Consider the following 24,948-nt stretch of genomic DNA (forward strand, 5'->3'; position numbering starts at 1 on the left):
GGCCGGGAGGAAGGAGTTGTGCCATGCGCCGACGAATGTCGGGCACACTGCTCGTCCTGCCCCTGCTGCTGGGTCTTGCGACCGCGGGCTGCGCGGGTACCGACCGGGACGGGGAGCGGGTGGCCACGGCCGGCGGCGGTGCGGGCGGGGCCTCGCCCAGCGCCAGCATCGCGCCGGTCAGCGATGAGGACCGGCAGCGCGAGTTCGCCAAGTGCATGCGGGAGAACGGGGTGCCGGACTTCCCCGACCCCGAGCCCGGTGAGGGCGGTGGTTTCCGCATCCGGATGCCCGCCGGGACCGACAAGGAGAAGGTCCAGGCGGCCATGGAGCAGTGCCGCAGCCTGATGCCCAACGGCGGCAAGGCACTCAAGCTCGACCCCGAGCAGGTGGAGAAGGTGCGGAAGCTGGCCCGGTGCATGCGGGAGAACGGCGTGCCGGACTTCCCGGACCCGGGCCCCGACGGCAGCATCGAGCTCAAGGGCGGCGCCAACATCGACCCGGAGAACCCGACCACGCGGGCCGCGCTGGAGAAGTGCCGCGAGGGCGACGCGCCGCTGCTGATGAAGAGGACGCAGTGAGCGCGAGGAGTGAGCCGGGTTTTGCGAGCCCCACAGTCGCGAGCAACAGCGGCCCCGTGAGCGCGAGGAGTGAGCCGGGTTTTGCGAGCCCCGCAGTCGCGAACAACAGCGGCCCCGTGAGCGCGGGCACCACCACGCCGGCCGAGGCGACCACCACCGCCGAGCCGCCGGCCGCCGTGCCCGCGAGCGCCGGGCGCAGCCGTCGCCGCCGGCGAGCGCGTACCCCGCTGGTGCTGGCCTCGGCGGTGGTGGTCGCCGCCGCGGCGGGCGTCACGGCCGCGGTGACGGCCGGTGGCGGCGACGGGGGTACGGCGGCCGGCGGCGGCCTGCCGCCGGCGACCGCCCCGGTCTCCCGGCAGACCCTGGTCGACGCGGAGAGCTTCGACGGGGAACTCGGCTACGGCACCAGCCACAGCGCGGCGCTGCGCACCGGCGGCACGGTCACCTGGCTGGCCGCCACCGGCAGCCAGGTGACCAGGGGAAAGCCGCTGTTCGCGGTCGACGACGCCGAGGTCGTGCTGCTGTACGGAAAGCTGCCGGCGTACCGGACCCTCGGGCCCGGCATGTCCGGCGAGGACGTACGGCAGTTCGAGCGGAACCTGGCCGCGCTCGGCTACTCCGGGTTCACCGTCGACGACGACTACACCTCGGCCACCGCCGGCGCCGTGCGGGACTGGCAGGAGGACCTCGGCCTGCCGGAGACCGGCCGGGTCGAGCTGGGCCGGGTGGTCTACGCCGACGGCGCGGTCCGGGTGGAGAGCCACGAGGCGGAACCCGGCGACCCGGCCCAGCCCGGGCAGGCGGTGCTCCACTGGACGGGCACCTCCCGGGTGGTGACCGTGTCCCTCGACGTCGACGACGAGCGGCTGGCGAAGAAGGGCACCAAGGTGACCGTCTCGCTACCCGACGGCAAGGAGGTCGCCGGCACCGTCGCCGCCACGGAAACGGTGATCGAGACCGGCACCGACGGCGGGGCGGGCGGCCAGGGCGACCCGGAGACGAAGATCGAGGTCACCGTGACGGTGGCCGACCCCAAGGCGCTGACCGGCTTCGACCAGGCCTCGGCCAAGGTCGCGTTCACCGCCGCCGAGCGCCGCGACGTGCTGACCGTGCCGGTCGCCGCGCTGCTGGCGCTGGCCGAGGGCGGCTACGGCGTGCAGCTGGTCGAGGGCGGTGCCACCCGGATCATCGCCGTGCAGACCGGGCTGTTCGCCGCAGGTCAGGTAGAGGTCTCCGGCGCCGGGCTGGCCGAGGGGGCGACCGTGGGGATGCCGACGTGACCGGCGAGGCGGTCGTCGAGCTGGCCGACGTGAGCAAGGTCTATCCGGGCGGCGTACGGGCCCTGGACGCGGTGTCGCTGACCGTCCGGCCCGGCGAGCTGGTGGCCATCGTCGGCCCCTCCGGGTCGGGCAAGTCCACCATGCTGCACCTGATCGGCACCCTGGACCGCCCGTCCACCGGCCGGGTACGCATCGACGGGCACGACGTGGCCGCGCTCGGTGACCGGCAGCTCTCCGCGCTCCGGTCCTCCCGGATCGGCTTCGTCTTCCAGCAGTTCCACCTCGCTCCGAACGTGCCGGTGCGGGACAACGTCGCCGACGGCCTGCTCTACGCGGGCGTACCCCTGCGGGAGCGGCGGCGGCGAGCGGAAGCCGCGCTGGCCCGGGTCGGGCTGGGGCACCGGCTCGACCACCGGCCGCACGAGCTGTCCGGCGGCGAGCGGCAGCGGGTGGCGATCGCCCGCGCGGTGGTCGGCGCGCCCGCGCTGCTGCTGGCGGACGAACCGACCGGCAACCTGGACTCGGCGTCCGGCGCCGGGGTGCTGGCGCTGCTGCGCGACCTCCACGCGGCCGGAACCACCATCGTGGTGATCACCCACGACCTGGAGATCGCCGCCGGGCTGCCCCGCCGGGTCCAGATGCGTGACGGCCGGATCGTGGCCGACCACCGGCCGGTGGGGGTGCCGGCATGAGCGGGCCGGTCCGGCTGGCGCCCGCCCGGCTCCGCCCGCGGGACGTCCTGCGGGTCGGCGGGGTCGGGCTGCGCACCCGGCCGCTGCGGGCGTTCCTCTCGGGGCTGGGCATCGCGATCGGGATCGCCGCCATGGTGTCGGTGGTCGGCATCTCCGCCTCGTCCCGGGCGGAGCTGGACCGCACGCTCGCCGCGCTCGGCACCAACCTGCTCACCGTCGGTCCGGGCAACACGCTCTTCGGCGACGACGCGGAGCTGCCGGCGGAGTCGGTGGCGATGATCGGGCGGATCGGGCCGGTCCGGGAGGTCGCCGCCACCGGGCTGCTGGCCGACGCCCGGGTGTACCGCTCGGACCTGATCTCCCGGGGCGAGAGCGGCGGGATCGCGGCCCGCGCCGCGGGCCTGGAGCTGCGCGACACGGTCGGGCTGGAGGTGGTCAGCGGCACCTGGCTGAACGCCGCCACGGCCCGCTACCCGGCGGTGGTGCTCGGCGCCACCACGGCCCGGCGGCTCGGCGTCGGCGCCGCCGGACCGGACGTGCGGATCCAGATCGGCGGGCGCTGGTTCACCGTGGTGGGCATCCTGGCGCCGGCGCCGCTCGCGCCGGAGCTGGACCTGTCCGCGCTGGTCGGCTGGGACGCCGCGAGGTCGTACCTCGGCTTCGACGGGCACCCGACCACGGTCTACACCCGGACGTCGGAGACCGGGGTCGAGGCGGTACGCGCGGTGCTCGCCGCCACGGCGAACCCGGAGGCGCCGAACGAGGTGAAGGTGGCGCGCCCCTCCGACGCGCTCGCCGCGAAGCAGGCCACCGACGAGGCGTTCACCGGGCTGCTGCTCGGCCTCGGCGCGGTCGCCCTGCTGGTGGGTGGGGTCGGGGTGGCGAACACGATGGTGATCTCGGTGCTGGAGCGGCGCCCGGAGATCGGCCTGCGCCGGTCGCTCGGGGCCACCCGCGGGCAGGTCCGCACTCAGTTCCTGGCCGAGTCGCTGCTGCTGTCGGCGCTCGGCGGGCTCGGCGGGGTCCTGTTGGGCAGCGCGGTCACGGCGGGATACGCGTTCTCGAGGTCGTGGCCGGCGGTGGTGCCGGCCTGGGCGCTGGGCGGCGGGGTCGGCGCGACCCTGCTGATCGGGGCCCTCGCGGGGCTGTACCCGGCGATCCGGGCGGCCCGGCTCGCGCCGACCGAGGCGCTCGCCACGCCCTGAACGTTTCTGGCGGGCTGGGGTCAGCAGCCCCGGCCCGCCAGGATCGTCATCGAGCGATCACTGATCTGCTGCGAAGCCGCTGCCCGGTTTGCGCCCTCGCCGCCAGCGCACGACGGTCCGGCAGGCGACGCGAACGCCACCGGCGATCCGACCCAGGTGCTTTCTGTTCTGGTGCAGGTACGTGACGATCAGCATGACGAGGAAGCTCAGTCCCGCCAGCCAGGCCAGCCAGTCGCCGAACGAGGCCAGCAGCGGCAGGGTGGCGACCAGGGCGGCGGCGGCCGAGAGCGGAAAGACCAGTTGCAGCCCGAACTCGTACCGCATGGACCGCGCGTCCTTGTGGCGGGCGTAGAACTCCTCCCACAGGAAGATCCGGTCGTCACCGGAGCACTGCACGGCGATCGGCCTGAGGATCTCGCGGACGTACCGGTGCGCCACCTCCCGGTCCCGGCGGCGCCGCAGGATGGTGGTACCACAGACGGCGGACAGGATGGGAACGGTGATCAGCAGGCGCGGATCGGCCCGGTTCGCGACGACGAACCCCAGGATCACGGCCACCACGGTCAGGTACGCGCCCACGAGAGCGTGCGACGCCGACGACTTCTGCGCCTCCACGGCCCGGATCGCGGTGTACTCCGCGATGAGCAGGTTCGTGCGGTTGTCGTTGCGAGCATCCGCGACGTGCTCCTGACGGGTGGATCTGCCCGCGTGATCTACCACGTCGTCCCACACCACGGCCCCAATGATGGCAATGGATGGCAACCTTCGCCATCCCGCCCGCCGTGCCGTGGTCTGGAGATCAGGGGTTCGGGCGGTCGGCGCCGCGCCCGCAGAGCAGTGGCAGGTAGACCTCGTCGACGATCTCGGTGAGGACGCTGTCGGGTACGGCGGGGTGCCCGCGGGTGATGAACTCGTCGCGCAGCAGCACGACGGCCACGGTGGCGACCCGCGGGTGCAGGGCCTCGGGTCGCAGCTCACCACGGGCCACGGCACGGGCCAGGATGGTCAGCCAGGTGGCGCTGCCCGCGTCGGCCGTGCGCTCCTGGAGCTGGGCCAGCAGGTGCGGGTCGTCGCGCGCGCCGGCCAGCAGGGCACGCAGGATTCCCCCGACGGGCGACGAGAAGGTGCTGTTGGCCCGGCGTAACAGTTCCAGCGCGTCGTCGCGGAGGTTGCCGGTGTCCGGGACGTCGGTGTTGGTGGCGACGAACTGCCCGTAGGCGGCGATGCCCAGCGCGGCGCGGGTGGGCCAGCGGCGGTAGATCGCGTTCTTGTTGGTGCCGGCGCGGTGGGCGACCCGCTCCATGGTCATCCCGGCGTAGCCGTTCTCGGTGAGTTCGGCCATGGCCGCGCGCAGGATCGCCTGTTCCAGGGCGGCTCCCCGCCGTCTGGTCGGCACGCGCTGCGGCTGTGGTGTCGGTTGGTCCGCCATCCCGTTCCCTTCGGTACGGAGCGTACTGGAGAGCGCGGAAGCGGGGTGGAGGGCAGCCCGGTCGTAGGGTACGGTACGTACCGTACCGATCAACGGGACCGTCAGCAGGAGGGCAACGCGTCATGCGCGGCAAGGGGATCACCTACGACACCGGGTTCGTCACCCGGTCGGGGCACAGCACCCGCGAGCCGTTCGACCTCGACGTCGTCCGGCGCGAGATGCGGATCATCCGCGCGGACCTGCACTGCACGGCGGTACGGATCACCGGCGGCCGGCAGGATCGGCTGGAGGCCGCCGCCCGGTACGCCGCCGAGGCCGGCCTGGAGGTCTGGTACTCGCCGTTCACCTGTGACCTGACGACCGACGAACTGCTCGACTTCCTCGCCGACAGCGCCGACCGCGCCGAGCGGCTGCGCCGGGACGGCGCCGAGGTCGTGCTCCTCACCGGTTCCGAGCTGAGCCTGTTCACCGTCGGCTTCCTGCCCGGCGACACGCTCGACGAGCGGCTCGCGCTGCTGACCCAGGCACACCGCCTACGGCAGGTGCTGGCGGAGGTGCCCGCGCGGGTCAACGACTTCCTCGCCAGGGCCGTCGAGACGGTCCGGGCCCGGTTCGCCGGCCGGGTCAGCTACGCGTCCCTCCCGCTCGACGGCGTCGACTGGACCCCGTTCGACATCATCTCCACCGACGCCAGCTACCGGAACGCGGAAATCGCCGACCGGTTCCGCGACGACATCCGGGCGGCGGTCGCACAGGGCAAGCCGCTGGCCATCACCGAGTTCGGCTGCACCACGCACCGCGGCGCCGCGGCAAAGGGCGGCCGCGGGGACACCATCGTCGAATGGGGCGCGGACGGCCGGGCCGCCCGCCTCGTCGGCGAGCACACCCGGGACGAGCAGGAGCAGGCCACCTACCTCCGCGAACTGCTGGACGTGTTCACCGCCGAAGGCGTGGACACCGCGTTCGTGAACACCTTCGCCCGCTACGACCTGCCGCACCGCGACGACCCGCGGGAGGACTTCGACATGGCCAGCTACGGCCTGGTCAAGGTCCTCGAAGGCCGCACCGGCACGACGTACCCGGGCCTGCCCTGGGAACCCAAGGCCGCCTTCACCACCCTCGCCGAGCTCTACCGCCGCTGATCCCGCTGAAAGGACCTGCCGCCATGACAGTTGACGACAACCCGACCGTCGCCGATGACTTCCTGCTGGGCGGCGACCTGCGGGTCAACCGCCTGGGCTTCGGCGCGATGCGGCTCGCCCTCGGCGGCCGGGTACGGCAACCCGAGGAGGGCATCGCCGTGCTGCGCCGCGCCGCGGAACTCGGCGTGAACCACATCGACACCGCGGGCTTCTACGGGTTCGGCGACCTCCAGGCGCACGAGATGATCCGGCAGGCGCTGGCCCCGTACCCCGCCGAGCTGGTGATCGCGACCAAGGTCGGCCCGCTCCTGGAGGGCGGCGTGGTGCCCACCGGCCAGGCGAGCGCGAAGCAGCTACGCGGTCTCGTCGAGGAGGACCTCCGCCGCCTCGGTCTGGACCGCCTCGACCTCGTCTACCTGCGGGTGGGCGGCATGGGCCAGCCCGGCGGTGAATCGATCGGCGACCGGTTCGCCGCCCTCGCGGACCTACGCGACGAGGGACTGATCCGGCACCTCGGCGTCAGCAACGTCGACGCGGCTCAGCTCGCCGAGGCACGGTCCATCGCCCCGGTCGCCGCGGTCCAGAACCACTTCCACGTGAACCACCGGGCCGACTCCAACGTCCTCGCGCAGTGCGAGCAGGACGGCATCGCGTACGTGCCGTTCTTCCCGCTCGGCGGGGGCCGGGAACGGATCGACCAGGCCCCGCTGGCGACGGTGGCCGCCCGCCACCAGGCGACCACCGCACAGGTCGCCCTGGCCTGGCTGCTCGCCAGGTCACCGGTCACCCTCGCCATCCCCGGTACCAGCTCGCCCGACCATCTGGCCGAGAACGTCGCGGCAGCCGGCCTCCGCCTCACCGCCGAGGACCTGGCCGAGCTGGGCTGATCGGCGCGGGCGGACCGACGTTCGCCGTGGCTAACCGGGCGTCGTGTCGGCGGGGAAGCGCTCGTGCCCCAGCACGGCGAGCAGTTGCAGCTTCTCGTGGCCCTCGCTGCGCGGCGGCGCGGTGAGCACGAGCAGAGCCTGGGACTGGTCCTCGGTGAACAGCACCTGGCAGTCCAGCTCGATCGGCCCGAGCTCGGGGTGGATCAGCGTCTTGTGGTCCGCGAAGCGCTGGGCCACCTCGTGCCGCTCCCACAGCTCGGCGAACTCCGGGCTGGCCTTCTGCAGCGCCCGCACCAGCTCACCGGCCCGCGACTGCGGCCCCATCGACCCGTACGCGGCGCGCAGGTTGGCGACCTGGGCCCGGCTCTGCCGGTCGCGGTCCTCCTCGGGGTAGCGGGTCCGCTCCGCCGGGTCGGTGAACCACCGGTAGATCTCGCTGCGGGCCAGGCCGGTGTGGCCCGACCGGTCGCCGAACAGCGCCTCGGCCATCCGGTTCTGCACCAGGGTCTCGCCGAGGTTGGACAGGATGAGCGCCGGGGTGTCCGCCAGCCGGTCGAGCACCCGCAGCAGCGCCGGGGAGACGTGCGTCGCCGCCGACACCGAGGCCGGCGGGTTGTGCCCCGCCACCCGGAACAGGTAGTCGCGTTCGTCGCTGGTCAGCCGCAGCGCCCGGGCCAGCGAGGCGAGCAGCTGCGGGCTCGGCTGCGGGCCGCGCTGCTGTTCCAGCCGGGTGTAGTAGTCGGTCGACATGGTGGCGAGGGCGGCCACCTCCTCGCGCCGCAGTCCCGGGGCGCGCCGGCGGACGCCGGTGGCCAGCCCGACGTCCCCGGGCTGCAGCGCCTCGCGGCGGCGGCGGAGGAAGTCGGCCAGGGCTGCGCGGTCCATGATCCCAGTATCCGCCGGTCGCGCGGGCCAACCAGGGATTGCCGATCCCCCGATAACCGGTCTCTGCCCCCGAAGCCGGACGGTCGGCGAAGCTCGGTGCATGAACATCTCCGGAAACACCATCTTCATCCCCGGCTCCACGAGCGGGATCGGCCTCGCCCTCGCCCTCGAACTCAAGGCCAGGGGCAACACCGTCATCATCGGCGGCCGGCGCACCGACCTGCTCGAGAAGGTCGCCGCGGAGCACCCCGAGATCGACACCGTCGCCATCGACACGGCGGACCCCGCGAGCATCGCCTCGGCGGCCGCGCAGGTGCTGGCGAAGCACCCGGACCTCAACGTCCTCGTCACCATGGCGGGCATCATGCGCGTCGAGGACTGGCACCGGCCCGAGTCGTTCCTCACCTCGGCCGAGGAGGTCGTGACCACCAACGTGCTCGGCCCGATCCGCCTCATCGCGGCCTTCATCGAGCACCTGCGGGCGCAGCCGGACGCCACGATCATGACGGTCTCCTCGGGCCTGGCGTTCGCGCCGCTCAAGGTCACCCCCAGCTACAACGCGTCGAAGGCCGCCATCCACATGCTCAGCGAGTCGCTCCGGCTGCAGCTGGCGGGCACGAGCGTCAAGGTCGTGGAGCTGGAGCCGCCGTCGGTGCGCACCTCGCTGCTGCCCGGGCAGGAGACCAGCGACTTCGCCATGCCGCTCGACGAGTTCGTGGCGGAGGTCGTCGCGCTGATCGAGTCGCAGCCCGACGCCCGGGAGATCCAGGTCGAGCGGGTGAAGTTCCTCCGCTACGGCGAGGCGCGCGGCGACTACGACCAGGTCGTCGCCACGCTCAACGCCGCCGACCCGCACGGCAACTAGGGACCGCGGTCAGCGGGCGTGGTGCGCGGCGAGGTGGGCCAGCACCGTGTGGTTGGCCTCCCAGCCGTCCGGGAATTTCACCGGCACGTCCAGGTGCACCCGCTCGGTCGACGGGTGGGCGTCCAGCAGCTCGGCGATCCCGGCCCGCGCCACCACCACGCAGGCGTGCCGGTGCCGGGACGCCAGCACGCAGAGCCGCCCCGACTCCAGGTGGAAGGCGGTCGCGTCCCGCCGCCCCGAGAGCGGGTGCAGCACGATCGTCACGTCGTACTCCCGGCCCTGGAGCCGGTTGGCGGTGTCGACGGTGATGCCCGCGCCGGCCGCGCCCAGGTGGGACCGGATGGCCGCCACCTGGTCGCGGTGCGCGGCCCCGACGGCGATCCGGTCCGCGGTCACCGGCGCGCCGCCGGGCGCGTGCTCGGAGAGCCCGACCGGTTTTCTGTCCAGGAATCGCAGGGCGAGGGCGGCGCAGGCCGCGGCGGCCTCGGAATCGGTACGCAGCGTGTGCCGGGCGGGCAGCTCGTGCAGCGCCCAGCCGGCGGCGGCCGCCACCTCGACCGTCGCGTCGAAGCGGTCGCCCGACCCCGGCTCGGTGAACGTCAGCGCCCGGTCGGCCGGCCCGGTGCCGGCGCGGAACCCGGTGAACGGGTAGAAGGCGGCGGCCACCACCGGGGCGGCCGTGGCGGGCAGCCGCCAGGACACCGGCAACCGGTGCACCGGCAGCTCCGGGTTGTGCCGCAGCAGGGTGGCCACCGCCGACTGCATCGGATCCCAGGTCAGCCCGGTCCACCGCGCGGTCTCCACCGTCGAGAACGGGTCGAGCTGCCCCGGGTCGCCCACGAACAGCGCCCGCTCGAACCGCCCGGCAACGCGCAGCAACGCGTCCGAGCGCATCTGGTACGCCTCGTCGACGATCGCCCACGGCCAGACGCCCTCGGCGACGGTGGCCCATTTGGCGGCCGTACCGACGATGACGGCCGGACCGCCGAGGTCGGCGACCTTGGCGGCGACCCGGACCGTCTCGTGGCCCTTGACCCGGTCGCTGGGCTGGTAGTCGGTGGCGGAGAGCCGGCCGATGCGCAGCTCGGGGGCCTTGCGGGCGAGCCGGTCGATGAGGTCGTCGACCTGCTCGTTGGTCTGCGCCACGATGATCAGCGGCTCACCGGCGGCGGCCAGCTCGACCGCGGCGCGGACCACGAGGGTGGACTTGCCGGCGCCGGGCGGCGAGTCGACCACCACGCCCCGGTGGTCGCCGGAGCGGAGCTCGGCCAGCACGGCGGTGATGACGCGTTCCGCCTGGACGGCGGGCGGCAACTCCAGCCCAGCCAGCACGTGTCTCACTCCCTTTCCGGAACCTGTCGGCAGGACGTTACCTCTCTCGTGCCAGGGAGGTTCGGCCTGACCATCCGTCTCCTCCGGGCAGCGGCCAGCGGTCGTGGAACAGCGCCATCTCCACCTCGTCGGGGAGGCCGCGGACCGGATGTCCGGAAGCTGTCCGCGCGGCCGGCCCACTCGCTGCGCCAGGCCCGGCAGATGGCGGTATCCACCCGAGCGAGCCCGGGGTCCGCCCACCGGGATGGCCAGTTTGCGCCGGCGCCCGCAGGACTAGGGTCGGGTGCGTGAGTGTGCATGCCCGCGTCGTCGCCGACGACTTTCCGGCCACCCTGCGCTTCTACACCGGCCTGCTCGGCGAGCCGGAGAAGGTCGTCCCGGACTTCGAGTACGCCAGCTTCGACCAGGGCGGCGAAACCGTCCTCGCCATCCTCGGCCGCCGCGCGGCGGAGGCGGTGCTGCCGGTGGGCCGGGGTGACGGCGGGGTGCTGATGGTGGTCCCCGTGCCCGACGTGGACGCCACCATCGCCGCCCTCCCGGCCGAGGTGGTGGTGGCCGCGGCCGCGGACCGGCCCGGGTGGGGTGTGCGCTCGGCCTACCTGCGCGACCCGGAGGGCAACCTGGTCGAGGTGCAGACCTGGACGGCCCGCTGAGGGTGCAGCCTGCCGGCCGGGATCGGTCGTCAGCGCAGACGGTGGTCGGTCGACGGCTGGGCCGTCAGCCGAGGTTCCACATCCTCCGGCAGCTCGGCGCCACAGAGCGCGCAGATGTAGTCGTCGTCGCGGACGAGGTTGCGCTCGCCGCAGTCAAGGCAGTGCCGGAAGACGACGGCCACGGTGAAGCCTTCCGGGCGGTCGATACCCGCCCGGTCCAGGGCGCCCGCCACCGCCACCCATGAGGTGGGATCGGGGCAGTAGCCGGTGGACTGGTTGCTCACCTCGGTCACGCCCCAGCCGTCCCGCTCGCGGGCGAAGGCGATCTCCCCGGCGCCGAGGACCTCCCCACCGCCGGCGCAGGCGACGTGCTCGCTGCGTCTCGGCGCGAGCCGCAACGTTTCGCCGGTGTCGATGACGTACGTGAACGGCTCGTCACGATCGCGCGGATCCGTGGCCGCCAGGAAGGTGTCGAGATCGGCCGGCGATCGGACGGGACAGCCCTCCGGAGCGTCGGCGACCGACGCCCGCACGTCCGCCGGGCCGACGTAGCGGTACCGGCGTCCCGCCCCTGCCACGGCACCGACCCTACGCCTGCGGCGGGCCGCAGTGGACAAACCACACCGGTCCCGCCGCCTCGACCTGACCGCTCGCCCCTGCCGATCCCGCCCCCGGGGCCCTCGACTCGTTCCACGTCAACTTCTCTGTGCCAGGGCGTCGTGGTTCAGCGGGTGAACGCGGCGAGGAAGTCGTCGACGAGTCGGGTCTGTGTCGCGGCCGGCAGCCGGTCGGGGTCGAACAGCGCCTGAACCACCAGGCCGTGGGTGAACGCCAGCACGGCCGTCGCGAGCCGGCCCGGGTCACCGTCGGGAAGCTCGCCGAGCCGTTGGGCGTCCTCGATGGCGGTGCGCAGCCCTGCCCGGACGCGTTCGTAGCGAAGGGTCTGGGCGGCGAACAGGTCGGGGTCGGACAGGGCGACGTCCCAGGAGCCGACCCAGATCCGGTTCATCGCCACCGCATCGGGAGTCAGCGGGAGGATGTTGAGCATCTGCGTACGCAGCGCCGCCAGTCCGGGTGCGGGAGCGGCCTGCCGGGGGCGCTGCGCGGTGCGTACCTCGAGGATGTCGAGGGCGTGGGCGATCAGCTCGCGCTTGCCCGCGAAGTAGTGGGTGACCAGTCCGGTCGAGGAGCCCAGGGCCGCCGCGACGGCGCGCATGGTGAGGCCGCCGAAGCCGTGCTCGGCCAGGACCTGCCAGACCGCCTCCGAGACGTCCTGGCGGCGGGAGTCGTGGTCGGTGCGTGCGGGGGTCATGGCCTGCTAGCGTACATGCCAAACGTTTGTTATGTACGGAGGTTGGGATGTTCGCGTTGCCCCTCACCGACTCGGCCGTGCTGCGCCCGCTGGAGCCCTGGCACGCCGAGGAGTTCCTCCACCACCTGGACCGGGCGCGCGAGCACATCCTGCCGTGGGTCTCCCCTGCGTTCGTCGCCCGCGACCTCGACGGGGCTCGCGCGGTACTGCGGCGTTACGCGGACAAGCGGGCTCAGGACAGCGGCGGCATCTGGGGCATCTGGCTGGACGGCCACCTGGTCGGCGGCGTCATGTTCGTCTCCTTCGACACCGCGCTGGGCGTCTGCGAAGCGGGCTGCTGGCTGGAGCCCGGCGCACAGGGCCACGGCCTGATCACCCGCGCCGCCGAGCGGATCATCGACTGGGCCGTCGAGGAGCGCGGCATCGCCCGCGTCGAGTGGCGCACCAAGTCGCGCAACGCGCGCAGCATCGCGGCCGCCCAGCGGCTGGGAATGAGCCGCGACGGAACGCTGCGTCAGAACTATCCGGGCGGCGACGGCGGACGGATCGATCTCGAGATCTGGTCCGTGCTGGCCGACGAGTGGCGGGCCCGCCGGGCCGGCCAACCCCGCCTCGCGAGCAGGGGCGGCACGTCCGCGGAGGTGAAGGCCGAACTCGACGGGCTGATGGCCACCTTCCTGGGCGCCTTCGCCAACCCGGGCGGCAGCAAGCCGAACATCCAGGCGATCGAAGACGTGTTCATCCCCGAAGGGATGATCATCAGCACCGTCGGCGCCACCCCGGTGATCTACGACCTGCGCCAGTTCGTCGAACCTCGCGAGAAGATCCTCACCGACGGGACGCTGACCGAGTTCCGGGAATGGGAGACCTCGGAGACCACCGAGATCTACGGCTCGATCGCCCACCGGTTCAGCGAGTACCGCAAGTCGGGCTACCTCAACGGCGAGTGGTTCGAGGGCCGGGGCGTGAAGACGACCCAGTTCGTCAAGACCCCGTCGGGCTGGAAGTTGAGCTCGCTGGCCTGGGACGACGAGCCGACCCTCGGGCAGGCCACGGCAGCTGCCTGAGCGGAACCGAACGCGGCCACGACGGTCCCCGCAGCGCCGGGGATCGCTGCTTCTGGCGGAAGCGCCGGTGTCCTGAGACCCGGGGCCCGGGCAGGTCCTGTCGGTCCTGCCCGGGCCCCTCCTTGTCAGCGGTGCCCGCGGGTGTTCAGCACGATGGCGGTGGTGATCAGGCCAGCGCCGACGAGCCCGGTCGGGCTCAGGCGATCGCCGAGGAACAGGGTGGCCAGGAGTGTGGCGACGAGTGGTTCCAGCAGCGCGATCAGCGCTGCCGTACCGGCCGGGGTGGTGCGCAGGCCGCGGAAGTACAGGGCGTACGCCGTGGCGGTGGGCACGGCGCCCAGCAGGAGCAGCAACCCCACGGACGTCGGGGTCGGGACGAAGCTCATGCCGGACGTCAGTGTGGACGCGGCGGCGAGCACGGCCCCGCCGATGGCGAAGCTCACGCCGGTACCGGTGAGATCGTCGAGACCGGCGACGGGCCGAGTGCCGATCAAGGTCATCGCGGCGAAGCCGGCGGCCGACACCAACGCGAGTCCGCCCCCGGTGAGCGCGCCGGTGGCGGTGATGCCGCCAGCCGGCGTGCCGACGAGCAGGGCCAGACCGGCCACGGCCAGCACCACCGCGGCGAGCATCGACGCGCTGACCCGCCGCCGTCCGGCGACCCGTTCCGCGGCCAGGACCAAGGCTGGTGAGGCGCCGATGGTGAGCAGGGTGGCGAGGCTGACGTTGGTCAGTGCCACCGCTGCGAAGAAGCATGCCTGGAAAACCGCGGCGAGCAGCGCGTTCACGGTTATCCGAGCCCAGGCTTCCCGGCTGCGGGGCAGCGGTTTTCGCGCCAGGCAGAGCCAGCCGACGACGAGCAGGCCCGCGACGGCGAGCCGGTAGGACGCCACCGCCAGCGGTGACAGCCCCGTTTCGTGGGCGAGGAGGCTGCCGGTGGGGCCACCGGTGCCCCACAGCACGCCGGCAAGGACAAGCGACCACAGGCCGGTGGCGGAGCGCCGGACGGCAACCACCGGTTCGGAGACAAGCATGAGAAATCGCTCCTGCGACGAGAGGAATTGGGGTCGCGGAAGCGGGGCGTGCCGGACTCAGCGATGCGCGGACCGCGCGTCCAGCCGACACCGGCGGGACACGATGAGCAGAGTCGCCCCGCTCAGGAGCGCGGCGGGGAGATGATGTCGAAGGTCCGGCCCATGACCCGATCCTAGGCACCGCCACCGGACGTCGCGAACGCGATTTTGCTGACGCATCTCATCAGTCGGGGCCACCAGGGACGACGGCGGCTGTGCGAGACGACACACCGCACGTCATCACACGCCCGGCCGGTACCCCGTCCATAGGAGCGAGACCTAGAGGAAGGGACCGAAGCCATGAGAGTTCTGCTCGCCGGCGCCTCGGGCGCGATCGGTACGCCCCTCACCCGCCAACTCATCGCCGCCGGCCACCAGGTGATCGGCATCAGCCGCAGCCAGTCCAATGCCGAGCGGCTGCGCAACGCCGGCGCCGAGGCCGTGGTGGCCGACGTGCTGGACCGCGAGAACCTGCTCGCCGCCGTACGCGACGTGCGGGCCGACGCGGTCGTCCATGAGTTGACGGCGCTGGGCACCACGAAGATGGGCGAGGCGCTTCAGGGCACGAACGCGCTGCGCACCACCGGCACGGCCAACCTGCTCGCGGCGGCCCGGGCGGTCGGCGCCCACCGCTTCGTCACCCAGTCGATCGTGCTCGGCTACGGCTACCGCGATCACGGCCCGCGCGTGATCAGCGAGGACGACCCGTTCGCCGAACCCGTCAGCGGCAAGCTGGGAGAGGCGGTCGCGGCCATGGGTTCCACCGAGAAGCAGGTGTTCTCGGCCGACGAGATGGAGGGCGTCGCGCTGCGCTACGGGTTCTTCTACGGGCGGGACCGCATGACCAACATGATCGTCAACCTGGTGCGCAAGCGCCGGTTGCCGGTGCCCTCGTCCGGCGGTTTCGCCAACTTCATCTACCTGGAGGACGCCGCCGCGGCGACCGTGGCCGCGCTGGAGAAGGGGCGCGCCGGGCAGGCGTACAACATCGTCGACGACGAGCCGGTGCGCTGGGGCGACTATCTGGACACGCTCGCGGCCGCATTCGGGGCCCGCCGGCCGTGGCGGGTGCCGAGCTGGATGCTGCGGCCCATCCCGTACGCGCACGCGATGATGACCACGTCGATGCGCGTCTCCAACGCTAAGGCCAAGCGCGAGCTGGGCTGGGCTCCGGGGGTGCCGACCTACCGCGAGGGCATCCCGCTGATCGCGAGAGCCAGTTCCTGAGCGTCCGTGCGGTGTGGACCGTCGCCCAGCGGGCTTCTGCCGGTGGGCTGACAGCTCATGCCCGAAGCCACTGGACAGCATGGTTATACCGAGTATCATACCCGGTATAATTACGCTGGGTGGTGGACCATGAGCATCCGACATGCCTTGCTGGCGCTGCTGACCGAGGGATCGAAGTACGGCCTGCAACTCCGGCAGGAGTTCGAGAACCGCACGGGTGAGGTCTGGCCGCTCAACGTCGGCCAGGTCTACACGACGTTGCAACGCCTCGAACGCGAAGGGCTCGTCGAGTCGGACGAGCGCGACGGCGCGCAGCGACGGTTCCGGATCACCGCCGGCGGCGAGCGGGAACTGGACACGTGGTTACGGACCCCACCCGACGCCACGGCGCCACCGCGCGACGAACTGGTCATCAAGGTGCAGGTGGCGGTACGCATGCCCGGCGTCGACGTACGGGAGATCCTCCAGGTCCACCGCCGGCGCCTGATCGAGGAGATGCAGCGGTACACCCACCTCAAGGCCGAGGCGGACCCCGAGGACATCGCGCTCGGCCTCGTCGTCGACGCGGAGCTGTTCCGGCTCGAGTCGGTCGTCCGCTGGCTCGACGCGGCCGACGCCCGGCTGCGCCGCCTACCGGCCACGCCCACCACCGGCGCGGCACCGAGCGACCGCGCCAAGCCGGCCGGTCCCGCAACCGACGAACCGGCCCAGCCCGCGCCGGCACGCGAGCAGGCCCGTCGATGAGCGCCGTGCTGAGCATGCGCCGGGTGTCCAAGGTGTACGGCACGGGCCACGCCGCCGTACCCGCGCTGCGCCAGGTGGACCTCAGCGTCGACGCCGGTGAACTGGTGGCGATCATGGGGCCGAGCGGCTCCGGGAAGAGCACCCTGCTGACGATCGCCGGCAGCCTCGAGGAGCCGACCGACGGTGCGGTGCTGGTCTGCGGTGACGACGTGTCGACCATGTCCGCCGACGCGCGGGCGAGGCTTCGCCGCCGGTCCATCGGCTTCGTCTTCCAGGACCTGAATCTGCTCGCCGGGCTCTCCGCCGTCGAGAACGTGGCGCTCCCGCTGGAACTCGACGGCGTCGGCGCGCGGACCGCCCGCGCCGCCGGCCTGCGCGTACTCGAGGAACTGGGGCTGGCCGAGCGGGCCGGCCGCTTCCCCGACGACCTGTCCGGCGGCGAACGCCAGCGGGTCGCGATCGCCCGCGCGGTGGTCGGCGACCGGCGCCTGCTGCTCGCCGACGAGCCCACCGGCGCGCTCGACTCGACCAACGGCGAGGCGGTCATGCGGATGCTGCGCGCGGCCTGCAAGCGCGGGATCGCCGGGGTGATGGTGACCCACGACGCGCAGCTCGCGTCCTGGGCCGACCGGGTGGTGTTCCTCCGGGACGGCCGGGTGGTCGACCAGACCGCGCCGGCGGTCGGCCCGGACACGCTGCTCGCCGGGGACGTGGCCCCGTGACGGCGACCACGACCACCCCGCCGGCCACCGACCGGCCGGCACCCCGCCGCGCCCCGGGCGGCGGCCTGCCGGCCCGCCGGGCCGTGATCCGGTGGGCGGTACGGCTGTTCCGCCGCGAGTGGCGCCAACAGGTACTCACCCTCGCGCTGCTCACAGTCGCGGTCATGGGCGCCACGTTCGCCGTCTCGGCGACCTACAACATGGCCTCGTCCAGCGACGCCACGTTCGGGCGCGCCGACCACCTCCTGCAGCTCGACGGCGGCGACCCGGCCGCCCTGGACTCCCGGCTCGCCGCCGCACGGCAGTGGTTCGGCACGATCGAGGCGATCGGTCACCGCTACGTGGAGGTGCCGGGCCTGTTCGACCCGATCGACGTCCGGGCTCAGGACCCCGCGGGTGCGTACGGGGCACCGATGCTGGCGGTGCGGCAGGGGCGGTACCCGGCCGGCCCGGGCGAGGTCGCGCTGACCGACGCGGTGGCGCGCACCCTGCGGACCGGGCTCGGCAAGCGGGTGAGCCTCGACGGCCACGACCGGCTGGTCGTCGGGACGGTGGAGAACCCCAGGGACCTGACCGACGAGTTCGCCCTGGTGGACGCGGCGCACGCCGACCCGCCGAAAACCGTCACCGTCCTCGTCACCGGGGGCCGGGCTGAGCTGGAGGCGTTCCGCGCGACCATCGACGGTCCCCTCGTACGCGAGTCGCGGCCCGGCACGAGCCGTACCGTGATCGCCGCCACCACCCTGGCGCTGGCCACCGTCGGCCTGCTGCTGGTGTCGCTCGTCGCCGCGGCCGGGTTCATCGTGGTGGCGCAACGCCGGCTGCGGCAACTCGGGATGCTCGCCGCGATGGGCGCCACCCGACGGCACCTGCGGCTGGTGATGCTGGCCAACGGCACCGTCGTCGGGGCGGTCGCGGCGGTTCTCGGCACCTCCGTCGGCGTCGCCGCCTGGCTGCTCGTCGCCGAGCGGGTGGAGACCGCCGCCGGGCACCGCATCGACCGGTTCGACCTGCCCTGGGCGACGATCGGCGCGGGGCTGGTGCTGGCCGTGGCGACCGCCACCGCCGCCGCGTGGTGGCCGGCGCGGGCCATCGCGCGTACCCCGATCATGAGCGCGTTGTCGGCGCGGCCGCCACGGCCCCGACCGGCCCGGCGCACCGCGGTGGTCGCCGTGGTCATGCTCGCCACCGGTGTCACCTGCCTGCTGCTGTCCGGTGGGACCAAACCGGTGCTGATCTCCGCCGGCACCGTCGCCACGGCCGTCGGTGTGCTCTTCGTCGGGCCGACGGCGATCCGGTTGCTGGCCGCGGCGCGCGGCGGGATGCCGGTGGCCGTCCGGCTGGCGTTGACCGACCTGGTCCGCTACCAGGCCCGGGCCGGCGCGGCGCTCGCCGCGATCAGTCTGGCCCTGGGGATCTCGGTGGCGATCGTGGCCGGCTCCGCCGCCGCCGACCACCAGGCCAAGCAGGCCGCCGGTCTGGGCAACCTGGCCGAGGGCCAGCTCCTGGTCCGCATCGGCCGACCCAGCCCGGTGATCCCGGTACGCACCCCGGAGCAGCTGGCCAACCTCCAGGCCCAGGTCGACACGATGGCCGGCAACCTCGGCACTCCCACCCTGACCCCGCTCGACATGGCGGTGGTCGCCTCCTACACCGACCCGGGCGAGGCCGGCGGCCAGCCCGGCCATCCCGCCGTCGAGATCGGCACGCCGGTTGCCGACCGCCAGCAGATGACGACGTACCCCCTCTACGTCGCCACCCCGGAGCTGCTCCGGCTCTACCGGCTGGACAGTGCGGCGGTCGCGGCCGACACCGAGGTGCTCACCGTCCGCACCGGCGCACTCGAACTGGTGAACATCCCCGAACGCCGCGTGTACCCGAAGACCCAGGCGCTCCCGGGTGCCCGGTATTCCTCGATGCCGAACTCGATGGTCACCGCGAGCATGATGTCCCGCCACGGCTGGCAGCCCACGCGGGTCGGCTGGCTCATCGAGGCGGACCACCCGCTCACCGAGCAGGAGTTGACCACGGCACAGAACCTTGCCGTGAGCGCCGGGTTCACCATCGAGTCCCGCCACGAGCGGGCCTCGCTCGGGTCACTGCGGACCGGAGCGGTCGCCGCCGGCGCGCTGCTCGCCCTCGGCATCCTGGCCATGACCGTCGGCCTGATCCGCGGCGAGGCGGCCGGCGACCTGCGCACCCTGACCGCGACCGGCGCACCGAGGCGGGTACGGCGCACCCTGACCGCCACGACCGCCGGGGCGCTCGCGCTGCTCGGCGCCCTCCTCGGCGTCATTGGCGCGTACTTCGGGTTGGCCAGCGTGCTGCACCGCGACCTCGACGCGCTCACCGACGCGCCGGTCGCGCACCTGGCGGCGACGATTCTCGGGCTGCCGGTGCTCGCCGCGGTCGCCGGCTGGGTGCTAGCCGGCCGCGAGCCACAGTGGCTGGGCCGCCGCAGGCTGGACTAGCTGCCCGAATCCGCGCGCCGGACCCGTCAAGCGATGATGTTCAGCTCGGCCAGCGCGTCGTCGGGAAGGGTCAGCGCGGCGGCGGAGACGTTCTCGCGCAGGTGCGCGACGGAGGAGGTGCCGGGGATGAGCAGGATGTTCGGGGAGCGCTGCAGCAGCCAGGCCAGCGCCACCGCCATCGGTGTGACGCCGAGGCGGGTGGCGACCCCGTTCAGCTCCTCCGACTGGAGCGGGGAGAAGCCGCCGAGCGGGAAGTAGGGCACGTAGGCGATGCCCTGCGCCGCGAGAGAGTCGATAAGGTCGTCGTCGTTCCGGTTGGCGATGTTGTAGAGGTTCTGCACGCACACCACCGGCGCGATGGACTGCGCCTCGGCGACCTGCTCGGCGTTGACGGTGCTGAGCCCGAGGTGCTTGATCAGCCCCTGCTGTTGCAGCTCGGTGAGGACCGTGAACGGCTCTTCGATCGAGCCGGGGGTGGGCCGGTCGAATCCGCCGACGCGCAGGTTGACCACGTCGAGCACGTCGAGGCCGAGGCGGTCCAGGTTGTCGTGGACGGCCTGGCGGAGCTGCTCCGGCGCGAGCGCCTGCGGCCAGTTGCCCTCGGCGTCGCGCAGCGCCCCGACCTTGGTGACGATGTGCAGGTCGTCCGGATACGGGTGCAGGGCCTCCCGGATGATCTCGTTGGTGACGTACGGGCCGTAGTAGTCGGACGTGTCGATGTGGTTGATGCCCAGGTCGACGGCCTCGCGCAGCACGGCCACGGCAGCGGCACGGTCGGCCGGTGGACCGAAGACGTGCGGTCCGGCCAGCTGCATTGCGCCGTACCCCATCCGGGTGACCGTCAGGTCCCCCATCCTGAACGTCCCGCCGGGAAGGCTGGTCGATGTCATCGGAATTCCTCTCCTTGTGGCGGCAAATCCGCAAGCTTCCCGCCGACGCGAGGACCAAACCCGCGCCGTCAGCCGGTGCGGACACCACACTCCGCCACCATCGGCCACGGTGGGACGCGATCCGGAATCAGGAGGCGGTGTGATTCCCGCCCGCGCCACCACCGCGCACGTGTGCCGGTTCCGGTTCCGGTTCCGGTGCCGGTGCCGGTGCCGGTGCCGGTGCCGGTGGCAGAGTCCGTCCGCGCGGCGCTCCCCCGGTCAATCCCAGCGGTCGTGGAACAGCGCCATCTCCACCTCGTCGGGCTCGATGCCCCGGCGGCGCGCCTGATCCGCCGCCCAGCCCAGGTAGGCGAGCCATTCCTCCGACACCCACCCGGACTCGCGCCGCACACCGGCGTCGACGGGCAGCCGGCGCCGGACGACGCTGTCGAGGATGAGCGGTTGCCGGCCGGGCACGCCGCGCCCGTAGCCGGCGAAGTAGAGCAGCTTCGTGAAGAACGCCGGGCCGAGGCGCGGCAGCCGCGACTCCTTGGGATCACGCAGGCGCTGGTAGGCGGTCCGCAGGGCGTCCTCGTCCGGAGCTGGCGCGCGCAGCCCGTCGAGCGCGTACGCCAGGCGCTTGCCGTCCCGATCGCCCTCCAGCGACCGCGCGGCGCGCCACGGGCCGTAGCCGATCGGGCCGTAACCCCACATGAGCACCGCGCTCAGCAACTGCCGCGGGCCCGCCTCTCCGGCGCGCCAGGCCTCGGCAACGGTGAAGACGTCCCGCCGCCACACCGACCCGACCTCTGGGAAACCGGCGGGCCAGGCATCCGGCGGCAGCGCGGCACGCCATTTCTCGATGTGCACGGTCACGGGCTTCGGCTCGCCGGGTAGCGCCGGACTGGGTGGCTGGCTCACGCATCCTCCTCGATCTGGTGGAGATCGCTGACCGGTCACCCGAACGCTATTGGCGACGCCCGGGCGCACGCCGCCCCACCCGGGCAGGTGGCGGTATCACGTCGAGCCGCCGAGCCGGACCACCCCGAGGATTCGGTGGTGCCGGGCGCATGAGTCACGCTTCAGTTCTGGCACCAGCCAGGGCAGGTACCCCTTCCCGACAAGTGCTCCCCCACCCGGTAACTGACCAGTTTGGGGTCGGCCCGCAGCTGCCGCTCCGTGAACTTGATCGTGTCCCAGCCCTTACGGGAGTAGAGCGTGGTCTGGTCGGCGTACCAGGGCGAGTTCGGGTTGGCCGACTGCGAGTAGGTGAGCAGCTGCCGGCCCGCCGGCCCGTCCGGGCCCAGCTCGACGGCCATGAGGTACGAGGTGCCGTGCCGCACCTTCGGGTAGCCGACGCCGGGCACCAGCATGTCGACGGCCATGTTGAACGCGCCCGGCTCCGGGCGGCCGCCGTGGATCGGGATCCGCCGGCCGCCACGCGGCTCGGTCTGGAGGTCACCGAGGCGGGCGTCGAGGGGGATTCCGGCCAGCCGGAGGACAGCGTCGGCCAGCGCGGTGCGTACCCTCGGGTCGTCGACGGCCAGGCGGCGCGGGGTGGTGAGCGGCGCAGCCGGGTCGAACCGGTCGGCGAAGCGCAGCCCGCCGGCCAGGGTGAACTCGCTGAACAGGTGCGCGCCCCGGCTGTCCAGGTCGACCCGCAGGTCCCAGCCGCGCAGCGCCCTGCATGCCGCGGTCAGGTCCGTCCGGGTGCCGTCACTCGCGGCCGCGATCGGGTGCGCCGTGCAGAGTCGCACGAGGTCGTCGCGGACCAGCTCGCCGGCGTACGTCCGATTGCCAAGCGTGACCGCCCACAACCGGTCGACCGTGAAGCGGCTGCCGGGGAGGCCGTCGCTGCCGGCGAGGCGGCGTTGGACCTGGTCCACGCCGAGGCGGGTACGCAGGCTGCGCTCGGTCCGCTCGTCGCCGATGACGCGCGGAAAGCCGGTCAGCGGGTGGGCCGGGTTGGCCAGCCAGTAGCTGTCGTTGGAGTTGGTCACGTAATCGTGACGGATGAGCGTGGGCAGGTGCGCCGGGCCGAGGATGCCGGGCACCGCGGCGTCCGGGTCGCGGCCCAGCGCGCAGCGGGACCGGGAGCCGTCGAGGACGGCCTGGCCGCTGGTGGCGTAGAGGTCGCGCCAGGCGGGCGGGATGCAGGCGGCGGCGAGCCGGTCGGTGACCCGGGGCACGACCGAGTGGTCGGCGTAGAGGGCGGTGCCGGAGCGGTCGGCGGCGATCACGTTGACCCAGGGCAGGAACTGCCGCCGGTCCAGCTCCGCGCGTAGCTCCCTGGTGGATCGCGCGCGGCCCATCGCGAGCCAGCCGTCGAGAGCGCGGAGGTTCGCGGCATTGGGGTCGGAGATGGCGTACGCGGTGTCGGCGGTCCAGCCGAAGACGCCGGGTACCAGCACGACGGGGCCGAAGTGGGTGTCGTAGAGGGTGCGGCTTGTGCTTGCTCCCGGGAGAGTGACCGTCCGGGCGGTCATCTTCTGGGGCCGGCCGTCATAGAGGTAGCTGGTCGGGTCGCCGGGGACGAGGGTGAGCTTGTGCCAGACGAAGCGGCGGGCCGTGGACACGGTGTGGCTCCAGGCGAGCCGGCCGTTGTGGCCGATCTCGACGAGGGGGTCGCCGACCAGGGCGGCGCCCTCGACGTCGTAGCGGCCGGGCACCTTGAGGTGCATCCGGTAGAACCGCTCCGGGCCGTCCCACGGGAAGTGCGGGTTGGCCAGCAGCATCCCGGCGCCACTGACGGTGGCGTCGCTTCCGAGGCCGTACGCGTTGCTGCCCAACCCGGCCGGCGCGCCGTCGCGAGCCTTGACCACGGCCGCTGCTCTCGGTGCGGGCAGTTGGCCCGTGATCACCTTCGCGCTTCCGGTTGCCGGCTCTGCCTCTGCGGGCGTCCCGCTGACCCAGGTCGGCCGGGTGGACTGCGTGGTGCGGCTGGATTGCTCAGCGCTCCCCCGGCTCGCCGGAGTGGTCTTGGCGGTGGAGGGCACGGCATCACCGGAGGCGCCGGCACCGGCCTGGGGGGTGCGCACGGCGGGTGGGGCGGCGGCGATGATGCCGTCCGCGAGGGCTCCGGAGCCGGCGCGGACCATGGTTATCCAGTGGACGCGCCAGACGTCCAGCTCGGTGATCGGGCGCACCCATGGCTTGCCGGCGCAGGCCGGGTCGGTGAGGCGGGCCGGGCCGGTGCGGCGCAGGTAGGCGTTGTAGCCGGCGGCGAAGCCGCGGACCTGGTCGCGGACCTCCTGCGACGGTGAGTGGATGCCGTCGCGGCGGCCGGTGAGCAGCCGCTCGACGGTCCGGTCGTCGATGGCCTTCTGGTGGAACAGGTCGCTGACGATGTTGCTGCCGTCCTCGCCCGTCGGGCCGAACCATCGGGTGCGCTGGGCGCGGACGGTCACCACGTTCTCGGCGATGAGGCAGATGTTGTCCTCGGCCTGGGCGTAGCCCACACCGAAGCCGAGGCTGCCGAAGTCGTGGGCGGTGATGTGCGGGACGCCGTAGGAGGCGCGGCGGATGAGCGCTTGATATCCGCCCTGCCCGGCCGCGGCGGGACCGGTGGGGACGGTCAGGGCGACGGCGAGCAGGGCGAGGGCGGTGATCGCGGCGAGCCGGCGTCGCCATGGATGTGAATGGGGCATCAGAGTCCTCCTCGCCTGCCAAGCGTCCAAATCGGCTTGAAGTTCACGATGCCTGCCTGATGCGAACATCCAGGGAAATTGCTATTTCGATCCGTTTTGGTGGCTTCGGGCGGAGTGCCAGGAGCGGAGGACGTCTCTGATTTCCTGCACCACGCAAGATGTCCCGGATCCGCCACGCCGGTGGGACGGCGAGCTCCGGTGCCACCTCACTGGGCGCGCCACGTCAGCCGGCGCTCAGCGTGAACGCTGGTCGGCCTACGGCTGGGCCGCCAGCCGAGGTTCCACATCGTCCGGCAACTCTGCACCGCAGAGCACGCAGATGTAGTCGTCGTCGCGGACCAGGTTGCGCTCGCCGCAGTCGAGGCAGTGCCGGAAGACGACGGCCGCCGTCAAGCCTTCCGGACGGCAGATGCCCGCCTTGTCGAGGGCGCTCGCCACCGCCGCCCAGGAAATGGGATCGGGGCAGTACCCGGTGGAGTGGTTGCTCACCTCGGTGACGACCCAGCCGCCCCGCTCACCGGCGAAGGCAATCTCCCCCGCTCCGAGGACCTCTCCACCGCCGGCACAGGCGACGTGCTCGCTGCGTCTCGGCGCGAGCCGCAACGTGCCGCCGGTGTCGATGACGTCGGTGAACGGCTCGTCACGGTCGCGCGGATCCGCGGCAGACAGGTAGGTGTCGAGATCGGCCGGTGATCGAATGGGCCAGCCCTCGGGGACGTCCGCGACCGAGGCTCGCACGTCCGCCGGGCCGACGTAGCGGTATCGACGCCCCGCTCCTACCACAACGCCCGCGCCGCGCCCTCGCGGGTGAAGCGGGTGCTGCCGGCCTACCGCTCCCCCACCCGGTACGTGACCAGGTTCGGGTCGG

The 24,948-nt window shown here is 73.0% G+C and carries 23 protein-coding genes and 1 pseudogene; 13 read left to right on the top strand and 11 right to left on the bottom strand.

Features of this window, described 5'->3' with window-relative positions; all coding sequences use genetic code 11:
* Positions 1-23: 23 nt before the first annotated feature.
* The 4 genes from NLX85_RS05925 (at position 24) to NLX85_RS05940 (ending at position 3,755) form a co-directional block, all read left to right on the top strand.
* On the top strand, positions 24-578 hold the full coding sequence (locus tag NLX85_RS05925; RefSeq protein ID WP_254331992.1) for a hypothetical protein: 555 nt from the start codon (positions 24-26) through the stop codon (positions 576-578).
* A 227-nt stretch (positions 579-805) separates the two neighbouring features.
* Positions 806-1,858, top strand: coding sequence for a peptidoglycan-binding protein (locus tag NLX85_RS05930; protein ID WP_374628067.1), 1,053 nt, complete (start codon positions 806-808; stop codon positions 1,856-1,858).
* The gene (locus NLX85_RS05935) at positions 1,855-2,550 is read left to right on the top strand and encodes an ABC transporter ATP-binding protein (RefSeq protein ID WP_254331994.1); all 696 of its coding nucleotides are present in this window, start codon (positions 1,855-1,857) and stop codon (positions 2,548-2,550) included. Before NLX85_RS05930 ends, NLX85_RS05935 begins: the two co-directional genes overlap by 4 nt.
* Entirely contained in the window at positions 2,547-3,755 is a 1,209-nt protein-coding gene (locus tag NLX85_RS05940; protein WP_254331995.1) for an ABC transporter permease, read from the top strand. The genes NLX85_RS05935 and NLX85_RS05940 overlap by 4 nt, the downstream gene beginning before the upstream one ends.
* Positions 3,756-3,812: 57 nt before the next feature.
* On the opposite strand, the gene NLX85_RS05945 is transcribed toward NLX85_RS05940, so the two are convergent.
* Entirely contained in the window at positions 3,813-4,490 is a 678-nt protein-coding gene (locus NLX85_RS05945; protein WP_254331996.1) for a hypothetical protein, read from the bottom strand.
* A gap of 64 nt (positions 4,491-4,554) precedes the next feature.
* Positions 4,555-5,151 carry a TetR/AcrR family transcriptional regulator gene (locus NLX85_RS05950; protein WP_254331997.1) on the bottom strand — a complete coding sequence of 199 codons (597 nt, stop codon included), beginning with the start codon at positions 5,149-5,151 and terminating at the stop codon, positions 4,555-4,557.
* 155 nt (positions 5,152-5,306) lie between these two features.
* On the opposite strand from NLX85_RS05950, the gene NLX85_RS05955 reads away from it, so the two are divergent.
* Complete coding sequence (locus NLX85_RS05955; RefSeq protein ID WP_254331998.1) at positions 5,307-6,326, top strand: hypothetical protein; 1,020 nt, start codon at positions 5,307-5,309, stop codon at positions 6,324-6,326.
* 23 nt (positions 6,327-6,349) lie between these two features.
* A complete protein-coding gene (locus tag NLX85_RS05960) occupies positions 6,350-7,213 on the top strand; it encodes an aldo/keto reductase (RefSeq protein WP_254331999.1) in 864 nt (287 codons plus the stop codon).
* Positions 7,214-7,243: 30 nt separating this feature from the next.
* On the opposite strand, the gene NLX85_RS05965 is transcribed toward NLX85_RS05960, so the two are convergent.
* Positions 7,244-8,098, bottom strand: a complete 855-nt coding sequence (locus NLX85_RS05965) for a helix-turn-helix transcriptional regulator (RefSeq protein WP_254332000.1) — start codon at positions 8,096-8,098, stop codon at positions 7,244-7,246.
* A gap of 100 nt (positions 8,099-8,198) precedes the next feature.
* Between NLX85_RS05965 and NLX85_RS05970 the strand changes: the two genes are divergently transcribed.
* Positions 8,199-8,963 carry an SDR family oxidoreductase gene (locus tag NLX85_RS05970; RefSeq protein ID WP_254332001.1) on the top strand — a complete coding sequence of 255 codons (765 nt, stop codon included), beginning with the start codon at positions 8,199-8,201 and terminating at the stop codon, positions 8,961-8,963.
* Between the two features lie 9 nt (positions 8,964-8,972).
* On the opposite strand, the gene NLX85_RS05975 is transcribed toward NLX85_RS05970, so the two are convergent.
* Positions 8,973-10,304 carry an AAA domain-containing protein gene (locus NLX85_RS05975; RefSeq protein ID WP_374628056.1) on the bottom strand — a complete coding sequence of 444 codons (1,332 nt, stop codon included), beginning with the start codon at positions 10,302-10,304 and terminating at the stop codon, positions 8,973-8,975.
* 278 nt (positions 10,305-10,582) lie between these two features.
* Here NLX85_RS05975 and NLX85_RS33370 point away from each other — a divergent pair, with 278 nt between their 5' ends.
* Positions 10,583-10,948, top strand: a complete 366-nt coding sequence (locus NLX85_RS33370) for a VOC family protein (RefSeq protein ID WP_254332005.1) — start codon at positions 10,583-10,585, stop codon at positions 10,946-10,948.
* Positions 10,949-10,977: 29 nt separating this feature from the next.
* Here NLX85_RS33370 and NLX85_RS05985 read toward each other — a convergent pair whose 3' ends face one another.
* Both NLX85_RS05985 and NLX85_RS05990 read right to left on the bottom strand, forming a co-directional pair.
* Positions 10,978-11,526: a hypothetical protein gene (locus NLX85_RS05985; protein ID WP_254332007.1), complete on the bottom strand. Its 549-nt coding sequence runs from the start codon at positions 11,524-11,526 to the stop codon at positions 10,978-10,980.
* Positions 11,527-11,672: 146 nt separating this feature from the next.
* Positions 11,673-12,260 carry a TetR/AcrR family transcriptional regulator gene (locus tag NLX85_RS05990; RefSeq protein ID WP_254332009.1) on the bottom strand — a complete coding sequence of 196 codons (588 nt, stop codon included), beginning with the start codon at positions 12,258-12,260 and terminating at the stop codon, positions 11,673-11,675.
* A 47-nt stretch (positions 12,261-12,307) separates the two neighbouring features.
* On the opposite strand from NLX85_RS05990, the pseudogene NLX85_RS05995 reads away from it, so the two are divergent.
* Positions 12,308-12,856 (top strand): annotated as a pseudogene (locus tag NLX85_RS05995) (GNAT family N-acetyltransferase); the annotation flags it as partial.
* A gap of 596 nt (positions 12,857-13,452) precedes the next feature.
* Here NLX85_RS05995 and NLX85_RS06000 read toward each other — a convergent pair.
* Positions 13,453-14,361 (bottom strand): DMT family transporter, encoded by a 909-nt coding sequence (locus NLX85_RS06000; RefSeq protein ID WP_254332010.1) that lies wholly within the window; start codon positions 14,359-14,361, stop codon positions 13,453-13,455.
* Positions 14,362-14,700: 339 nt separating this feature from the next.
* On the opposite strand from NLX85_RS06000, the gene NLX85_RS06005 reads away from it, so the two are divergent.
* The 4 genes from NLX85_RS06005 (at position 14,701) to NLX85_RS06020 (ending at position 19,564) form a co-directional block, all read left to right on the top strand.
* Entirely contained in the window at positions 14,701-15,627 is a 927-nt protein-coding gene (locus tag NLX85_RS06005) for an NAD(P)-dependent oxidoreductase (protein WP_254332012.1), read from the top strand.
* Positions 15,628-15,756: 129 nt separating this feature from the next.
* On the top strand, positions 15,757-16,371 hold the full coding sequence (locus NLX85_RS06010; protein WP_254332014.1) for a PadR family transcriptional regulator: 615 nt from the start codon (positions 15,757-15,759) through the stop codon (positions 16,369-16,371).
* Complete coding sequence (locus NLX85_RS06015) at positions 16,368-17,093, top strand: ABC transporter ATP-binding protein (RefSeq protein ID WP_254332016.1); 726 nt, start codon at positions 16,368-16,370, stop codon at positions 17,091-17,093. The genes NLX85_RS06010 and NLX85_RS06015 overlap by 4 nt, the downstream gene beginning before the upstream one ends.
* The gene (locus NLX85_RS06020; protein ID WP_254332018.1) at positions 17,090-19,564 is read left to right on the top strand and encodes an FtsX-like permease family protein; all 2,475 of its coding nucleotides are present in this window, start codon (positions 17,090-17,092) and stop codon (positions 19,562-19,564) included. The genes NLX85_RS06015 and NLX85_RS06020 overlap by 4 nt, the downstream gene beginning before the upstream one ends.
* Before the next feature lie 26 nt (positions 19,565-19,590).
* Here NLX85_RS06020 and NLX85_RS06025 read toward each other — a convergent pair whose 3' ends face one another.
* The 4 genes from NLX85_RS06025 to NLX85_RS06040 all read right to left on the bottom strand — a co-directional run bounded on the left by NLX85_RS06025 (position 19,591) and on the right by NLX85_RS06040 (position 24,818).
* Positions 19,591-20,454 carry an aldo/keto reductase family oxidoreductase gene (locus NLX85_RS06025; RefSeq protein ID WP_254332026.1) on the bottom strand — a complete coding sequence of 288 codons (864 nt, stop codon included), beginning with the start codon at positions 20,452-20,454 and terminating at the stop codon, positions 19,591-19,593.
* A gap of 258 nt (positions 20,455-20,712) precedes the next feature.
* Complete coding sequence (locus NLX85_RS06030) at positions 20,713-21,354, bottom strand: hypothetical protein (protein ID WP_254332028.1); 642 nt, start codon at positions 21,352-21,354, stop codon at positions 20,713-20,715.
* A gap of 161 nt (positions 21,355-21,515) precedes the next feature.
* On the bottom strand, positions 21,516-24,080 hold the full coding sequence (locus NLX85_RS06035) for an acylase (protein WP_254332029.1): 2,565 nt from the start codon (positions 24,078-24,080) through the stop codon (positions 21,516-21,518).
* 255 nt (positions 24,081-24,335) lie between these two features.
* On the bottom strand, positions 24,336-24,818 hold the full coding sequence (locus tag NLX85_RS06040) for a hypothetical protein (RefSeq protein ID WP_254332031.1): 483 nt from the start codon (positions 24,816-24,818) through the stop codon (positions 24,336-24,338).
* Between the last annotated feature and the right edge of the window lie 130 nt (positions 24,819-24,948).

The organism is Micromonospora sp. A3M-1-15, from assembly GCF_024213425.1.
Classification (GTDB): Bacteria; Actinomycetota; Actinomycetes; order Mycobacteriales; family Micromonosporaceae; genus Micromonospora; species Micromonospora chersina.

What these genes read in the sequence shown, in the direction of transcription:
- NLX85_RS05955 (WP_254331998.1), top strand. Translation starts at nt 5,307, where the DNA reads ATGCGCGGCAAGGGGATCACCTACGACACCGGGTTCGTCACCCGGTCG.
- NLX85_RS06035 (WP_254332029.1), bottom strand. Translation starts at nt 24,080, where the DNA reads ATGCCCCATTCACATCCATGGCGACGCCGGCTCGCCGCGATCACCGCC.
- NLX85_RS05960 (WP_254331999.1), top strand. Translation starts at nt 6,350, where the DNA reads ATGACAGTTGACGACAACCCGACCGTCGCCGATGACTTCCTGCTGGGC.
- NLX85_RS06000 (WP_254332010.1), bottom strand. Translation starts at nt 14,361, where the DNA reads ATGCTTGTCTCCGAACCGGTGGTTGCCGTCCGGCGCTCCGCCACCGGC.
- NLX85_RS05990 (WP_254332009.1), bottom strand. Translation starts at nt 12,260, where the DNA reads ATGACCCCCGCACGCACCGACCACGACTCCCGCCGCCAGGACGTCTCG.
- NLX85_RS05925 (WP_254331992.1), top strand. Translation starts at nt 24, where the DNA reads ATGCGCCGACGAATGTCGGGCACACTGCTCGTCCTGCCCCTGCTGCTG.
- NLX85_RS05965 (WP_254332000.1), bottom strand. Translation starts at nt 8,098, where the DNA reads ATGGACCGCGCAGCCCTGGCCGACTTCCTCCGCCGCCGCCGCGAGGCG.
- NLX85_RS06010 (WP_254332014.1), top strand. Translation starts at nt 15,757, where the DNA reads ATGAGCATCCGACATGCCTTGCTGGCGCTGCTGACCGAGGGATCGAAG.
- NLX85_RS06025 (WP_254332026.1), bottom strand. Translation starts at nt 20,454, where the DNA reads ATGACATCGACCAGCCTTCCCGGCGGGACGTTCAGGATGGGGGACCTG.
- NLX85_RS06005 (WP_254332012.1), top strand. Translation starts at nt 14,701, where the DNA reads ATGAGAGTTCTGCTCGCCGGCGCCTCGGGCGCGATCGGTACGCCCCTC.
- NLX85_RS06015 (WP_254332016.1), top strand. Translation starts at nt 16,368, where the DNA reads ATGAGCGCCGTGCTGAGCATGCGCCGGGTGTCCAAGGTGTACGGCACG.
- NLX85_RS05970 (WP_254332001.1), top strand. Translation starts at nt 8,199, where the DNA reads ATGAACATCTCCGGAAACACCATCTTCATCCCCGGCTCCACGAGCGGG.
- NLX85_RS05940 (WP_254331995.1), top strand. Translation starts at nt 2,547, where the DNA reads ATGAGCGGGCCGGTCCGGCTGGCGCCCGCCCGGCTCCGCCCGCGGGAC.